Source organism: Clostridium sp. AF23-6LB (genome assembly GCF_003461085.1).
Taxonomy (GTDB): domain Bacteria; phylum Bacillota; class Clostridia; order Lachnospirales; family Lachnospiraceae; genus Coprococcus; species Coprococcus ammoniilyticus.
The window spans coordinates 1,300-18,891 of the sequence record NZ_QTWK01000002.1 but is presented as its reverse complement, the minus strand read 5'-3'; the positions used below and the strand labels follow the sequence as shown (position 1 = coordinate 18,891).

The window sequence follows — 17,592 nt, the reverse complement described above, 5'->3', positions numbered from 1 at the left end:
ACGGTATAAATGCGGATAAGAGGCGGGGAGTGTGAACGATGGTAAAAAGAGCATATAAAAGACTGGCATTTTATATAAGTATATTTGTGATCCTTATGGCAGGCGTGATCCTGATCTTCTGTGCAAGAGAGATCCGGGAGACAACGGAGCAGGTGGATGATGAGATGAACAATAATATAGATTATGCCGCTATGTCCTGTCAGAACTGCCTGTCGGATGCGATCGATATTCTGACAGTGAATTATTTCACAGTGCAGTATATGCATGAGTCGGGATATAGTATGGATGAGTTCCGTACATATTTTACCGAACAGACCGATTATCTGAAAAATGAAGAAAGTATGCAGTATCTGGGGATTTATGGATATATTGACGGAGAACTGATGCTGAGTACTGCATGGGAGCAGCCAGAGGGATATCGGATCGAGGATCGTTCCTGGTATCAGGAGATGAAGCAGAATGGTACAGAACTTACGATCACGACACCATATCTGGATATGAAGACGAACCGGCAGGTGGTATCCGTCGGACGTATGTTTCGGGACGGTTCGAACCTGATTGGTGTGGATGTTGATCTGGAGGTGCTGTCAGATCTTCTGAAAGAGTTGGATGCAGGAACGGGTGAGGTCTATATTGTAGATCAGACCGGAAGTATTATTGCAGGCGGAGAGTCTGCATATATGGGAAAGACACTGGACAGCATGTATCACAGAACGGACGCATATGAGACTTATGTTTCAGATATTGATAAGGAACTTGCGTTGGAGACAGAAGGTACGGTCAGTTATAAGACAGATAATGCATGGATATCTGTGAAGCCAATCCTTGATAACTGGTATGTGGTTGCGATCGTGGATAAGAATGAAGTCAGCAAACTGGCAGCAAAAAATGCAATTCCTTCTGCGGTGACACTGATTGTTGTACTGCTGGTATTCTTCATGCTTTATATGAACTTGTTTGTCCGTGTATACCGGACGGGAAAAAAGGGCAGAGCTTCGATTGGGATTGAACGGTATGAGTCCGGTTCTGTTCTGCAGGATAACAGGCGTGTAAAACAGGTTGTATTCTATGTATATATTTTATTGGCTACATATTTTGTCATGATGTTTTACAGGTTTCAGAAGGCTCCGGTGTTCATTGTTGTGACATTGACCACAATGTTGGTCAGCTTTCTTGTGACTTTTATCAGAAAGACTACGGTAAAGATACATGGATTATGTATGTCGGGCTGCCTGTTTGCAATCGTTGCGATGTATGGACTGGTACCGGGTGAACATAACCGCCTGACTGATATGTTTCTTGCGGCAGCCGTTGTTGTGTCATTGTACCAGAAGATGGAACTGAATATATTTATGCTGATCAGTACCATCGTTTATTATTTGTATATGGTTCTTGCCGGCCGCTATATATCACAGGCAGATCCACTCGATGTCAGCGAGACGGTTATGGATCTGCTTATCATATTGATTGGAAGTCTGATGCTTCTTGTGGTGATCGCATGGAACAAGCAGCTTCAGGTTCGTTTGAAACAGAAGGCAGAAGAAGCAGAGGCTGCGGCGAACAGCAAGTCCGCATTTCTTGCAAACATCTCACATGAGATCAGGACTCCGTTAAATGCGATCCTGGGTATGAATGAGCTGGTGCTCCGGGAGAGCAGACAGCCGCATATCAAGGAATACGCCATGTATATCAAGAATTCCGGTAAATCGTTGCTTACGATCATCAGTGATATTCTGGATCTGTCCAAGATTGAAGCCGGAAAGGTATATCTGGTGAATGAGAACTATTCGCTGAGCAGCCTTGTGGAGGATGTTGAACGATCCATCCAGAAGCGTATTATGGAAAAAGGGCTGGAACTTAAGATCTATGTAGAACCGGAGCTACATGAGAATTTGAAGGGTGACGAGGTGCGTATCAAACAGATTATTATGAACCTTTTAACAAATGCAGTAAAATATACAGAAAAGGGTGAAGTTCGTCTCTATATCACAGGAACTGTTATGGATAATAAACAGAACCTGACGATTGAAGTTTCCGATACTGGCATTGGTATGCGGAGTGAGGATATGGATAAGCTGTTTACAAATTTTGAACGACTGGATCTGAAGCGGAACCGCTCAGTTGAAGGTACAGGACTGGGACTTCCGATCACCAAGAATCTGCTGGTTGCAATGGGTGGAGATATTACAGTCAGCAGTGTATATGGTGAAGGTTCCACATTTACGGCAACGGTTGGACAGGAGATCGTAAATGAAGAACAGATCGGGGATTACAGAAAGAAATATAAAGAACAGCTTCATCAAGAGGTCTGTTATCAGGAGTCCTTCCATGCAGAGGATGCCCGGATCCTGGTTGTAGATGATAATGAGGTTAATCTGAAGGTCGTGGTTGGACTTGCAAAGAATACAAAACTTCAGATCGATACGGCACTTAGTGCGGCAGAAGGACTGGAACTGATCCGCCAGCATACCTATCAGCTTCTGCTGATCGATCATATGATGCCGGAAATGGATGGAATCGAGATGCTCCAGCATGTGAAGACCATGGATGGCGGCATTTATAAAGATATACCGGCAGTTGCGATTACGGCAAATGCATTATCAGGAGCAAAGCAAACGTATCTGGATGCTGGCTTCTGCGGTTATCTGTCGAAGCCGATCAATCCGGAACGCTTTGAACAGATCATTAAAGATAATCTTCCACAGGAATATGTAACGGAATGTGGAGACGGGAATGGAGATACTGTCACAGGAGGACAGGAAACAGACGGCACACCGGATCTACAGCAGGCAGAAGAATGGAGCATACCGGGAATTGATATCGCGAAAGCCTTATCCTATATTGGCGGAAGCAGAGAGCTGTATATCAGTCTGCTGCAGACTTATCTGGATGGAAGTGAAGAACGGATCCAGAAGCTTGAAGAATGTAAGAACAAAGAAGACATTTTTAATTATGATATAACGATCCACGGCCTGAAGGGAATATCCGCAAGCATTGGTGCAGATTCTATGGCGGCAGCCGCTGCAGGGCTGGAAGAAGCATGTAAGGATCCACAGACGGCATTGGCGTACATTCAGATGAATCATGACCAGGCAGTAAGCCAGTACCGGGAGCTTCTGGAGCAGATAAAAAAATGGCTTGCGAATATAGAAACAGATGGTAAAATAGAAAAAGAAGCGGTCACAAATATAACGGAGATGCTTACGATCATCAGTGAATTAAAAACTGCTGTTTTTGAGTATAAAGAGAAAGCTGCATGCACCTGTCTGGAACGATTGTACAAGATAGAGATACCGGAGTTAGCAGATGAAATGGGTGCAAAGTATTATGGAATACTCGATAAGCTGTATCAGTATGTTTCAGATTATGATATGGATAAAGCTTATGAACTGGCAGAAAAACTGGAAACGGATATTAGGAGGATACTTAAGTGAAACGAACAGTATTGGTTATAGATGATGATAAGATGATACTTGATATGATCCAGGGAATCCTGGAGGACAAATTTGAAGTATCAGCCGTGAATGATGGACAGAAGGCGTTCCGTGTCCTTGAACGGATTCATCCGGATGTCATCCTGTTGGATCTGAAGATGCCGGGTATGGATGGATATGATGTGATATCCAGACTGAAGGTGAATCAGGAATATAAGAGTATTCCGGTTATTTTCCTGACGGCAGTTACAGATGAGTATTCAGAGACAAAATGCTTTGAAGCAGGAGCGGAAGACTACATCTGTAAACCATTTACAGCGAATGCATTAACAGCGCGGCTCGAACGTGTCTTAAATATTCATGAGTGTGTAAGGATATAAGAAACAATGGGAAAAGAGACAAAGACAAATGCGATGCGGATTCTCGATCGTATGAAGATTCCGTATACGCTCAATCAATATAACTGTGAAGAATTTATCGATGGTGTGCATGTTGCAGATATGCTTGGACAGAGCTACGACGAGAGCTTCAAGACGATCGTTACGGTCGGAAAGAGTCAGGGATATTATGTATTTGCACTTCCAATCGACAAAGAGATCGACCTGAAAAAAGCAGCTAAGGTTGTCGGTGAGAAAAACCTTGAGCTACTTCCTGTAAAAGATATCAATAAAGTTACCGGGTATATCCGTGGCGGCTGTACACCGATCGGCATGAAGAAAGCATATCCGACCGTGATCCATGAAAGTGCGGAAACACTTCCTCAGATGATCGTATCCGGTGGACGCCTTGGCGAACAGATCATGTTAAAGCCGGATGATTTAGTTCGCGCGGTGAACGGACGGTATGCGGATATTATATCGGCTAAGTGATTTTTGACATTAGAAGATTATAGATAAAGTCGTAATAAAACAAATGGGGAGAGAATTAAATGGAGAGGAAGGACTGGATTGATCAGTTGAGAGGCTTTGCCTTTTTTATTGTTGTTTTGTGTCATGCAAGTGTGCTCGGAGTGATATCACATGTTGGAGCGGCATTTCATATGCCGTTGTTTTTTATGATATCAGGATTATTATTTTATCCGGAAAAAGTGTTGGAAAGAAGTTTGATTTCGCAGGTTGGACATAAGTTTCAAAGTATTATTATTCCATATTTTTGGGTTGTATTTTCGTTATTTCCAATATGGGTATTAAATTATCGGGTTTTGCGAAAGGGAAAAGCAAATTATTGGCATACATTAATAGGAAATCTTGTATCGCAGGATAAAATTTATCCTGCGACTGTAAATCCGGTTTGGTTTCTTGGAGCATTATTTTTTGCATATTTATATATTCTGATTATAGTAAAAATAACAGGAAGACAACGATGGCTTCGGTTACTTATGGCATTTGGCATCATGGCTCTGGGATTTTATTTTTCAGATAAGCAGTTGCCATACCATGTTAATACAGGAATGGTCGGAGCAGGTTATATTTATACTGGTTATTTGGTTCGCAGATATATACTGGAAAAGAATGTATTGAGAAATTATAAGAACCTTGTAATAGTTATACTTACAACAATTGGATTTGTTAGTGCATTCAGCAATAAGACTGTGTTCATGGTATATGGACAATATTATTCAATACCATTATTTGTGACATCATCATTAACATTTAGTATTGCCCTGATCTTGTTATTCAGCGAGTTCTCAAAGGATAAAGTTCTTGCTTTTATGGGAAGAAATACATTATTTGCGCTGGGAGCACATATAGCTTTAATTCGAATATGTCAAGCAATATGGGCAGATAAATTATCAAGTTCGTTTATCAAAATGTTCATGGTGTTTGGTGTAGAAGCTTTGCTTCTGGGAATTGCATATGTGATGAATCGGTGGTGGCCATATATGAATGGCAAGTATACAGCGAATACTAATTCAAAGAAAGCTTTTATTTTTCGAATGATTATGGTTTGCTGGTGCATGATCGTGCCGGTATGGATGAGTGTTGTACGATGGCTGACAGATGAAAAGGGCAGAAGTTTTATTTTTACAGTTTTATTTACAATTTTAATAGGGGGATTATTTACAATCATCACTTCTAAATATGTAAAGTGGATATATCTTGAAAAGAAACAGGTATAAAAAAGAGGCTTCCTAACGATAATTCGAACAGGAAGCCTTTATGTTTAATGAATAAAATGTTCAATCCATTTTGTTAATTGGTTTACAATTAATGCTAATACAATAGATATGGCAACCATAATCAGCTCATTTCGACCATAACAGGTAGGGTGACCGTAATCGCGCATAACACCTCGTACAGTAACATGTGCCAGATACAATTCCAGAGAATATTTGCCGAACCATTCAAAGAACTTCTTTATCCAATTATGTATTTTTTCAAAATGTTTCAGCTTGCTGAATAAAATTGCAATTAAAATACATGCACTGATATTGAGAAAAGCAGCAGAATATCGTGCGAATATGATCTTGCTTCCTTTTCGAAACTGAATTGCAAATAACGATAAGAGCATTAATCCATAAGTCCCGCCGGATATAGACCTTTTTTCATATGAGTATTTGCCGATAAAACAGCCTAAACAGAAAAAGGGAATACGTAATAAGGCCAGATTGGTATTATCAAACAACTCTTTATTGGATAAGCGGATTACAAATGTGATCATGGTAAAAAAAGTAAATAAATTAATTATACGCATTTGCTCAGATTCTTCATCTGGTGCCTTATCTATTGCGCGGAAAATGAATGGAAAGATAAGATAACAAAAGCAAATTAATAAAATATACCAGAACCATGACATCCCTCGGGTGAAAAATGAATAAAAGGACAAATCAGAGAAAAAAGCTTTTACCCCAGTCTTATCAAATAAAAAATCATTCCAGCAGAGCGCAGGGATGGCAATTAAAAAATAAGGAATAAGAATCCGTGTGAATCTCCGCTTATAAAACTGGGAAATATCCGGATGCTTTTTCATTGCGTAGTACAAACCAAAACCGGATAAGAAAAGAAAACCGTCTACACTTGAACTGGTGATATAGTTACGGAAAAATTCTACCCATCCGTTTTTGTGGACGTGATAGATGCCACAGTCCTCCACATAATGAAAGATTATAATACATATAATAGAAATTCCCATCAAAACCCCACGATAATCTGAGATTACATCCCATGTTGGTCTTTTCCTTGTCTTTACAGTATTCATTTTAAACTCCTTTTTCAATATATATTACTGGTTCAATGTGCAAAAACAATCATACCGCAAAAAGTAAAGCTTGTACATATGCCAATATTAACAAATCGGATAAAACAATGAAATGTCGCGGATGCTATCTTAATAAATATAACATGGGCTTGCCTGAACTTATGTTATGTTCTATAATAAACCTAATTATGTTTATTAATACAAGAGGAGTCAGGATCAATGCATTTAGGTGTATTAAAAAAGTTTTTAAATAAAAAAATAGATGGAAAAGAAATCAATACAGAGGCTGCAGGGAAAGCTGATATTACAGAGAAAGTAATACTGGAAGATCAGGAGATAGATATTGAACAGAAAAAAGAACTGATCGAACAGGCAAAGCAGGAAAAACTGGATCAGATCCGGGCAATGGAAGATGAGATAAATGCAGAGGAAACCGCTCATGTTCATGAGATCTGTGCAGGAAAAGAAAAGGACAAGGTATGGGCGTTCTGTGCCGGGCAGTACAGTAATGATTTTCGGGGGAATCCAAAATATCTGTTTTTGTATATCAATAATTATAGAAAAGATATTGTTCCATACTGGCTGTGTGATGATGTAGAACTGATCGAGATGATCCGTGGTATGGGCTTTCATGCATATCGCATGGGAACACCTCAGGCAGAAACGATCATCAGCTATACCGGCGTACTGGTTTCTGAGCAGGTAAAGGCATTTATTCCGGATGGACTGGAACAAGCAAAGTATCTGAATCTCTGGCACGGTGTTGGCGGTGTAAAGGTTGTAGAGCGTAAGATCAAAGAAGGACGTTTACTGCCGGAGCTTGCAAAGAAATATATTGCAAGAAATGAATATTATCGTACCTATGAATTATATCTGGCACCATCTGCATTTATTGAGAATATAGCAAAGGCGGAGCTTGGATTAACGGAGAAGCAGATTGTAAGAGCCGGATATCCAAGATGCCTGTATCAAGCGAATTATAAGAAGATTGAAACATATGATCATGATCTGATCGGACAGAAGGGGCTTCCGGAGGATACCAAGATTGTTGCATATACACCAACGTATCGGAATAATCCGGATGGTGAGCTGTTCTCCAAGGCAATTCCGGATATTGACCGTATCATAGAGGTATGTGAGAAAGAGCATCTGTTGATGATATTTAAGATGCATCCGCTGCTTGAAAAGGAACAGGGATTCCTCTGGGCAAAGCAGAGATATGCAGATTGTAAATGGCTTTTGTTCTGGGATAACACCAATGATTTCTATGAGATCTTAGATAAGATCGATCTGTGTATCATGGATTATTCCTCTATATTTACAGATTTTATTGCGGCAGGCTGCAAGCATTTCCTGCGGTATGCGTTTGACTTTGACAATGACGATCTGGATTTCCCGATGGATTATGATGAGGTTACACCGGGCCGAAAATGTAAGAATTTTGATGAATTGGTTCAGGCACTTTCGGAATATGAGAAAGACGATATCAGCGATAGTCTGGATCGGATCAGTAAGCTGTACTGGGAGTATTCTACTTCAGACAGTATGGATAAGATCATTGACAGCACGATCGCATTTGTACCGGAGAAGGTAGAGCTTCCAACTCTGTATAGCTTTGATATCTTTGATACGCTGTTTTCCAGAAAGGTACTCGATCCGGTTGGCATCTTCTACTATGTACAGGAAAAAATGCAGGAGGATGGAGGGTTCCCAAGAGCGCTTGTTCTGAATTATCCATCGATCCGTAAAACATCAGAAGCCAATGTAAGAGAATATTATAATAAATCAATTGCACTTCGTGAATCAGAAAAGGTTGAGATTCAGTTTGATGAGATCTTTGCCCGTATGGCATCCGTATATAATCTGACAGATGAGCAGGTACAGAAGCTAAAGGCTTGGGAGCTGGAATGTGAATATGACAATGTAGTCCCGTTGCCGGAGCAGATCGATATGATTAAGAAATATCTGGCACAGAAAGATACGGTTATTCTGGTCAGTGATATGTATCTGCCGAAGAATGTGATCCTTGAGATGCTCCGCAGAGCGGAGCCGATGTTAACAGAACTGCCACTGTATCTGTCCTGTGAATATGGAGTTCAGAAGGTATCACAGCAGTTATTCTTTGAAGTATTTGCAAGTTTTGAACCATATTATGATTTTAAGAAGTGGGTTCATTATGGTGATAATCCGATTGCCGATCACAATCCGCCAAGAAAGATTGGAATCGAAGTAAGACAGGTTGCAAAACCGGAATTTTCCGATATTCAGACACAGTTGGTAGAACAGCTTGGAACGTATGATTCCTATCTGGTGGCTGCACTTCAGACCAGAATGGCTGCAAAGGCAGTATATACAAGAGATGAATTTGTATCCACATTTGTGACGATCTGCATGGTTCCATATGTAGACTGGGCGCTTCGGGATGCGATCAGAAGAGGATATCAGACGTTATATTTCATTTCCCGTGACGGACATCCATTAAAACGGATCGCAGATGCGATCATTGAGGCGCGGGGACTTAACGTAAAGACAAAATACATCTATGCATCCAGAAGAACATGGAGAATCCCTTCTTTTATCCATGAGGTTGACCGTGAATTCTGGGAGCCATATGGCAGTTTTGGAAATATCACTTCTAAGGACAAGCTGTTAAAAGCAATGGATCTGACAGACCGTCAGTTCCGTAAGTTTTTCCCGGCGGTTGTTTTGGATGGAGTTAATTTTACAGATAAGAAAGTATTAAATGGTCTGATCGACATATTTAAAAAGTCCGAAAGCTATAATCAGTATCTGATGAAAAAGGGAGCAGAAGAACGTGTACTTGTCAGCAGATATCTGGAGCAGGAGATTGACCGGACAGAGAAATTTGCCTTTGTGGAATACTGGGGCAGAGGTTATACACAGGACTGCTTTGTCAGACTGTGGCATGATATTGTAGGGGAAGAAGTGGATGTGCCTTATTATTACAGCAGAACGGTACTTCCGACGATTGGTCATTCCGTACGGTATAATTTTACAACCAATAATACAGCACAGTTCTTTATGGAAGGTATCTTTGCAAATATGCCATATAAGAGTATTGAGAAATATCAGGTAGTAGATGGCAGGGTAGAGCCGATCATTGTTCCGGTTCCACACGATACGAGCCTGTTTGACTCCATGCAGAGACTTCTTCCGGAATTTGCATATCAGTATGCGAAGCTTCCACTTCATACACCGGAAGATACAGACCGGATGCTGTATGAATTTGCATTGAATTATTATAGAAATAATCTGGAAAATGAGGAATTTGCTGAGCAGATCGGTGGACTGGTAGATTCGATTTCCCTCTATGGTAAGAAGCGTGAATTTGCACCGCCATTTACCATGAAGATGTTAGACAGCTTTGCGTCGAAGGAGAAAACCCGTGGAATGGGAAGTGTTACGACGAGTATCACGATGTCTGTAACCCGTGCTTCGGAAGAAGTAAAAAGACGGTATTTTGAGATGTACCAGATCATGCCGGGTGATGGATATGCTTCCGGCAGACTGTTATCAGAAGGAGAACTGGAAGAGAACAGAAAATACAAAGAGAAATACGAAGAGATCAAGGAGCGTGCAGAGCGATTTGCCGAATTATATGACGAGGCATCGGATGTATACGGTATTGAGAACAAGATCGTATTTGTAACAAATGCGAAGAATTTTACATCCGGATATCTTGGCAAGATGGCAGAAATGATGAAAGCACATAAGGAATTTTCGGTTGTTTTGCTTCGTATGGGTAACACCAAAAAGACGGATGAAGAGATTGCAGCGATTGTTGCATCTGCAAGATACATTATTGTTCCGGCAGCGATCCACCTGTTCTGTCGGACATCCTTCAGAATGGGAACAGATATGATCATGCTTCGTGATAATGCATTTAACCTTTATAATCAGGGGTATGAGGTTCGCTATTTCCTCAAATGGAAGCAGAAATATTTTGATTATGTCCTGAATAATGATACGGATATCCTTCAGGTTCCATCGGAACATCAGAGAGCGGAATTTGATAAGCAGTTCTCGCCAAAGGAAATGGATCGGGAAGTTCTGTATGGAAACTGCAGTACGGATATGTATTTTGATAAGGACTTCATCAGTGAGGCAAAACAGAAGCTGCAGGATCTTTTCCCGGAGACAGCAGACAGAAAGGTTATCCTGTACATGCCAACGCTTCGTAGAGTGAATTCCAGCAGCATATGGGCGAGAATCTTCAATATGCAGGCATTAAGCAAACTGATCGGTGATAAGTACTGTGTGGTTGTCAGCCTGAATGCGATCCAGAGCAAGAATGGATTTAAGAATGAACTGGAAGTAGAAGGCTTCAGTAAATGTATTAACAAGAACAATGGTATGACGATCCGTGCCTTAATGGTAGCAAGTGATGTGATCGTAGGTGATTACAGAGATTCCTTCTTTGAGACAACGATTCTGCGTAAGCCGGCATATTCGACCGCCTATGATTATGAGAAGATCATCAAGGGGCTGAATATGTCCCTGCATGCAAATGCATTTGATCAGAACCTGTTCTGCCCGATCGTCAGAACCGAACAGGAGCTTGCGGATCAGTTGAAGCAGATCGATCACTATGATTATCAGAAGATGGATCAGTTCCGGGAGAAGATGTTTGCAAACTGCGACGGACATTCCATGGAGCGTGTGCGTGATTATCTGCTTGCACATTACAAGGATTACGATAATCTGGTTACAAAGGATGAGCAGAAAAAGAATAAAGAATTTTATGAGAAATATCAGGAGCTGAAGAAGGTTGCGGATGAATTTGCAGAGGCATATGAGCTGGTCGTTCCGGAAACGGATATTGTAGATCAGATCGTTCTGTTATCTGAAAGAGCACTCACAAATAATGATCCATTGTTCCAGTTGAAGGAATATCTGAAGGAACAGAAGATCTCCTGTAAGGTATTAATGCTGGATCAGAAAAAGACGGATCTTCTGCTATTAGCAAGGGAGCTTGCAACAGCAAGATATATTGTGACTTCAAAACCTGTTTCAATCCTGTGTCGCTGTGAACTTCGGGAGGAAACAGAGCAGATTATGTTGCCAGAGCTTGCATTTTCATTATATAAGAAAGAACTTCAGGCTGTTGATGAGATTAGGTGGAAGAGAAAGGGCGCGCATCTTGCTGCACAGAATCCGGTTTCGGTGCTTCAGATTCCGTCTGAAGGACAGGAAGATCTGTTCCGTAAGACCTATTCCGGAAATGGAAATGTTTATTGTGGACTGAAGGGAAGTTGCAATACGGATCAGTATTTTGACCAGAAGCTGATAGAGGAATCCAGAAATGCACTTATGAAGCTGATACCGGAGCTGAATGGACGTAAGATCATTCTGTATATGCCAAGCTGGAGAAAAGATAAAGAAACCAGAAAGACGGCGATGCTTTCTCTGAGCAAAATGCAGACAGCGCTTCAGGATAAGTACATGGTTGTGCTTCATTTTGATCAGGCAGGTCAGAAGGAAAAGAACCTGGAACAGTACGAGATCCCTGGTTTCTGCAAGGTGCTCGAAAAAGAGATTCCGGCACGAAGACTGCTGATGGCAGCCGATGTGATCGTAGGAGATTACAGTGCTTTATTCTTTGAGAGTGTGCTGCTTGGAAAACCGATGTATTCATCTGCATATGATTATGAGACATTCATAGAAAAAGACAGCATTCAGATAACAGCAGAAGAATTTGCAAATGAAATGTTCTGTCCGATCGTGAAGTCTGCAGAAGATCTGGTGAATGAGATCCGACAGATTGAATCATATGATTATCAGAAGCTGGAAGTATTTAGAAAAGATGTATTTGCTGACTGCGATGGTAATTCAGTCAGACGAGTTGCAGAATATCTGCAGCAACAGAGATAGAAAATGTGACAACAATACAGGAGCCGTTCCCGATTATGGGGAGCGGCTCTTTTTACTTTATAGGAAAGTTTGTCTTATAAAGTAAAAAACTCCAGAAATTTGTTATGCGAAGAGAGCGTTTCTTTACGGAATAAACGAAATATGGGATTCCTGTTTATATTTATAAAGAATTAAGATAAAAATATATTGAAATGAAGATCCGGTTGTGTATAATGTTAAGTATCTATATTCAGGTATAGCAGTTTCTTGCGCTCAAAATTAAAGAGGTGCGTATAATAATATATCTGAAGGAAGCAACAAAAGAGCAAAGAACAACAAAGAAAAAGAGAACAAGAACAACAAATGGAGGTAGAGAGAATGGGAAGGAAAAGCAAAAAAGTAGTTGCGCTTTTACTGGCATTGCTCATGGTCTTCTCAGTTTGTTCACCAGTCAGCGGTGGAACAGGTCTTGGAAGTACCAGTGCAAAAGCTGGAAACAGTGCACAGCCGGCGACAGCGTCAGATGCAGAGGAGAGCGAAAAGGGAATTACTCCTTTGGCAAATACGGATGGACTGACTCTCAGTGACTTTGAAATTACTGTGAATGGAACGGTAGTCAAAGATGATTCAAACGTGAAAAATGGAGACAGCGTTGGAATATCATTTAAATGGGCAATCGCTAACAATTCCGGTGTAAAGAATTTTGAAGTCGACCTGAAATCACAGGGAATTGAAATTAACGATTATGCAGAAACTGTTCTATATGATGAAAGTGGTAAAGATGTTGGTACCTGGTATATACAAGAGGGCAAATATTATATCACTTTAAGAGATGAGTTTCTGGAAGAAAGTGAGATCAATGGATGGGCGAACATCGATGGAACGGTTGATTTTTCATCGTCTGATCTGAATACAGAAGACAAAGGAAAGATTAAGATCGGAGATGCAAGCTTTACTGTTAATGTTGATCTGAATGAGGCCGAAAGCTATGCAGGCTCCAACAAGAGCAAGGGTGCTGTAACATGGAATCCGGATGGCTCTATCACACAGTCCTATGAAGTAACGGTCACGGCATATAATGGCAAGGTTACACTCGGGGATGCAACAGAGACGATGGGTTCTGCGCTTACGAATATATCAAATATACAGGTAAACGGAACCGGTTACACAAGCTGGTCAGATGCACAGGCAGCAATGTCAGGCATGGTTCTTGATTCGAAGGATGAATCAGCAAAAACAGCGAAGATCACCTATGATGTAACAGTCAGTGCAGCAGATGTAAAGCAGGCATTTGCGGAAGGTGATGTGAATATCTTCGACAATAAGTTCTCAGTAAAATATAAGACGAATAAGGACAATGACAAGGATACAGGCAGTGTTACAACAGGGCTTAATATCAGAAAACCATCGTTGTCCAAGAACGGAACCTGGAACACGGATGCATCCGGCAAGAAGACATCGATCACATGGACAGTTGAGCTTCAGTTGGGAGATCTGACAAAGGATCCAACCTTTGATATTAATAATGTAGCGATCAAGGATACATTAGGACAGTATCTTACAGCTTCCGGTCTTCCGGCAGGGGTAAGCCTTGCTGATCTGAAGCTTAGTGACTTTACAAAGAATGGTGATACATACAAATTCACATATACAACGGATGTAGCAGATACTGCCTTGGATTCTGCACTTCCGACAGTGCTTACAAATGATGTAGATGTAGATTTTGATGGAACGAAATATAAAAAGACCGGTACCATGCAGACAGATGGCAAGGGTATTCTGGATAAGGAATTTGTAAAAGCAAATGCAGATGGTACATTAACATGGAAGATATCAATCAATATACCTGCATCAGATACGATCACAGAAGTGTCATTAAATGAATCCGATAAATCAAATGGAAGCTGGCAGTCATTTGTGTCTAATGTGGATATTGAGGGAACAAATGTCATCAACAATGGTTCTCTGGTAGCCGGAAATGGAATTGTAGCTTCTGTCACGAAAGCAGATCAGTGGGGTATCCAGTTCCGATTTGATGATGCGTATATCGCATCAAAGAAGGGACAGGTTATAGAGGTTACAATTATTACCAAGCCGGAAAATCTTACAGATGGGGCAAATTTTATTAACCATGCAAATCTGACTTATAAGGATAAGAATGATACAAAGTTCTCTGCGGATGCAGAAGCAAATTATAAATATACAAATAGTCTGGATAAGACAGGAACGGTCAGCACAACAAAACTGAATACGATCGATTATTCGTTATCTATTAATTTATCTGAGATTTCCGATGATCTGAAGGTTGGCGATGTGATCACAGTTACTGATACGCTGCCTGATACGCTGCAGTTTAATGATGATGCTGAGCTGCAGCTGAAAAAATGGGCAAACCAGTGGTATTCACAGGCAGATGGCAGTGCAGCAGCCATCACGGGAAGCATCAGCGGACATACGATCACATACTCGATCCCTGTTACACAGCAGATATTGGATGGTATAGCAGATGTAGCATCGAATACTTCATTTACCAAGTATGTGGCAGAGATTACATATTCTGCATCGGTAGCAGATGATATATTAACAGATTATGTTAAGAATGGTGCTACGATCAGTGTAACAAACAATGCAGAGGTTTCTTATAATGGAGAGACCAAAGGTAATGGTTCAACAACGAATACGTTAACACCTGGAGATACAGTTAAGAAGTCAGGTGTATATATTCTGGATCAGAAGAAGAACAATGGTGAATCTACAACAGTCAAAGATCAGGTTGTGGAATATACCGTATATGTCAATACAAATGCTGCAAAACTTGCAAATGGAAAGACAATCTATGCCGAAGATAAAATGGGCAGCGCATTGATCTTCCAGGTTGATTCTCTTCACATTTATGAATATACCGGTGAAGGAGATCCGGAAAAAGACAGTTCAAACTGGACGGATGTTACTTCCGGATGTGCTTATTCATATGACAGCAACAGCAGAACTGTAAAAATGGCTTTGCCGGATGGCAAAGCACTGAAGCTTGTATACAGAGCAGAAGTTAATCAGGTATTTGGTGGTTCGCTGAATGCTTCCAATGCTTCGAACAGTTTCAGCCTTACAGGTTATACAGGATCAAACGGATCAACAAATACAAGTATTTCAACAATTGTCCAGAAACCGAACGTATGGGCAGAATCTGTAACAGGTACGATCACATTGTATAAGTACTGGACAGATAGCAATAAGCAGATGCAGATGTTGAATGGCTCGACATTTGCCCTGTATGAATGTAAGAAAAATGCTGCAGGTGAGTGGACAAAGGATATTGGTCCTACACCTGTTATGACGAATATATCTTTAGGTGCTGATGGTACCAAGGAGATTAGCGGTCTTGCATATGATAAGGTATTTGCACTGTATGAAACAACTGCAGATGATAATTTTGAAGTAAATAAAGATCCATATTACTTTATGGTAAGTAAGAGTAACAGTGATGTGGTTGCTCCAAGCTGGGTAGATCAGCGATTTAACAGCGGTTATCTGTATTATGAGAATAAACCGGGCAGCTTTACAGTTAAGAAAACGGTTGATGGAGATACAGACTCACTGCAGGGTTATGAAGAATTTACATTTGACCTGACAGAAATAAACAAACCAAGTTTTGCCGCCGGAAAAGTAACGTATTCTACAAAATCAGGCGGAGTTGGAAAAACTGTAACTTCCAGTACAGTTACCGGTGTAGGAAGTTTTGGAGAGATTCAGTATGACACAGCTGATATCGGAAAAACTTTTTATTATGTAGTGTCTGAGCAGGAAGGTACTGTCCCTGGAATGACATATGACGCTTCCTTCTATATTATATCGTTGGAAGTAGATGCAAATGCAGCATCAGGTATCTATACCAAGAATGTGTCCGTTCAGAAATATGAATCGGATGGAACACCGGTTGCAGGTTCCTATTCAGCAGATGCGTTGGGATTTGATAATTCTACAGCACCAAAGAAGGGTGATCTGAAGCTTGAAAAGGTAGTAAGTGGTGCGTATACACCGGATGCAGGAACAACATATAAGATTTCTGTAAAGAATAAGACAACAAATAAATACTATGACAAAGACGGAAAAGAAAGTGCTGCTCAGGTATATATTGAAGTACCGGCCGATGGAAGCGTAACGATCAAGGATCTTCCGGTTGGAGATTATACAGTAGCCGAGAATGAAACGGATGCAGCAAAAGCTGGTTATGCATTAACAGTAACCGGAACGGGGGATGTTAAGGTAACTAAGGATACAACCACGACCGCAACCGTAACGAACACTTATACCCAGGATAAGGGAAGCTTAACCGTAGCCAAGAAAGTTGTAGGATATGACTTTGGAGCAGCAGGCAAGAACTTTACAATTTATGTAACAGATGCAAATGGAAAGTATGTCAAAGAGGATGGAAGCATAACAGCAACCAAGACAGGAATCAGCGTGCCGGCAAACGGAAGCGTAACGATCAATGACATACCGGTAGGAACCTATACAGTAGCCGAGAATGAAACGGATGCAGCAAAAGCTGGTTATGCATTAACAGTAACCGGAACGGGGGATGTTAAGGTAACTAAGGATACAACCACGACCGCAACCGTAACGAACACTTATACCCAGGATAAGGGAAGCTTAACCGTAGCCAAGAAAGTTGTAGGATATGACTTTGGAGCAGCAGGCAAGAACTTTACAATTTATGTAACAGATGCAAATGGAAAGTATGTCAAAGAGGATGGAAGCATAACAGCAACCAAGACAGGAATCAGCGTGCCGGCAAACGGAAGCGTAACGATCAATGACATACCGGTAGGAACCTATACAGTAGCCGAGAATGAAACGGATGCAGCAAAAGCTGGTTATGCATTAACAGTAACCGGAACGGGGGATGTTAAGGTAACTAAGGATACAACCACGACCGCAACCGTAACGAACACTTATACCCAGGATAAGGGAAGTTTAACCGTAGCCAAGGCAGTTGTAGGATATGACTTTGGAGCAGCAGGTAAGAACTTTACAATTTATGTAACAGATGCAAATGGAAAGTATGTCAAAGAGGATGGAAGCATAACAG

7 protein-coding genes are annotated in these 17,592 nt (G+C 40.9%); 6 read left to right on the top strand and 1 reads right to left on the bottom strand.

Annotated elements, in window-relative coordinates:
* Window positions 1-38: 38 nt before the first annotated feature.
* Genes DWY07_RS04615 through DWY07_RS04600 form a run of 4 tightly spaced genes read left to right on the top strand, consistent with a single transcriptional unit; the run spans window position 39 to window position 5,553 of the window.
* Complete coding sequence (locus DWY07_RS04615; RefSeq protein ID WP_117822344.1) at window positions 39-3,434, top strand: ATP-binding protein; 3,396 nt, start codon at window positions 39-41, stop codon at window positions 3,432-3,434.
* Window positions 3,431-3,814 (top strand): response regulator, encoded by a 384-nt coding sequence (locus tag DWY07_RS04610; RefSeq protein ID WP_117822343.1) that lies wholly within the window; start codon window positions 3,431-3,433, stop codon window positions 3,812-3,814. The genes DWY07_RS04615 and DWY07_RS04610 overlap by 4 nt, the downstream gene beginning before the upstream one ends.
* Window positions 3,815-3,820: 6 nt before the next feature.
* On the top strand, window positions 3,821-4,303 hold the full coding sequence (ybaK, locus tag DWY07_RS04605; protein ID WP_117808122.1) for a Cys-tRNA(Pro) deacylase: 483 nt from the start codon (window positions 3,821-3,823) through the stop codon (window positions 4,301-4,303).
* A gap of 59 nt (window positions 4,304-4,362) precedes the next feature.
* Window positions 4,363-5,553, top strand: a complete 1,191-nt coding sequence (locus DWY07_RS04600; protein WP_117808123.1) for an acyltransferase — start codon at window positions 4,363-4,365, stop codon at window positions 5,551-5,553.
* Window positions 5,554-5,597: 44 nt separating this feature from the next.
* On the opposite strand, the gene DWY07_RS04595 is transcribed toward DWY07_RS04600, so the two are convergent.
* The gene (locus tag DWY07_RS04595) at window positions 5,598-6,632 is read right to left on the bottom strand and encodes an acyltransferase (protein ID WP_117822342.1); all 1,035 of its coding nucleotides are present in this window, start codon (window positions 6,630-6,632) and stop codon (window positions 5,598-5,600) included.
* Window positions 6,633-6,851: 219 nt separating this feature from the next.
* Here DWY07_RS04595 and DWY07_RS04590 point away from each other — a divergent pair, with 219 nt between their 5' ends.
* Both DWY07_RS04590 and DWY07_RS04585 read left to right on the top strand, forming a co-directional pair.
* Window positions 6,852-12,524, top strand: a complete 5,673-nt coding sequence (locus tag DWY07_RS04590) for a CDP-glycerol glycerophosphotransferase family protein (RefSeq protein ID WP_117822341.1) — start codon at window positions 6,852-6,854, stop codon at window positions 12,522-12,524.
* A 357-nt stretch (window positions 12,525-12,881) separates the two neighbouring features.
* The coding region (locus DWY07_RS04585; RefSeq protein WP_207660233.1) for a DUF5979 domain-containing protein at window positions 12,882-17,592 on the top strand (4,711 nt) is incomplete at its 3' end.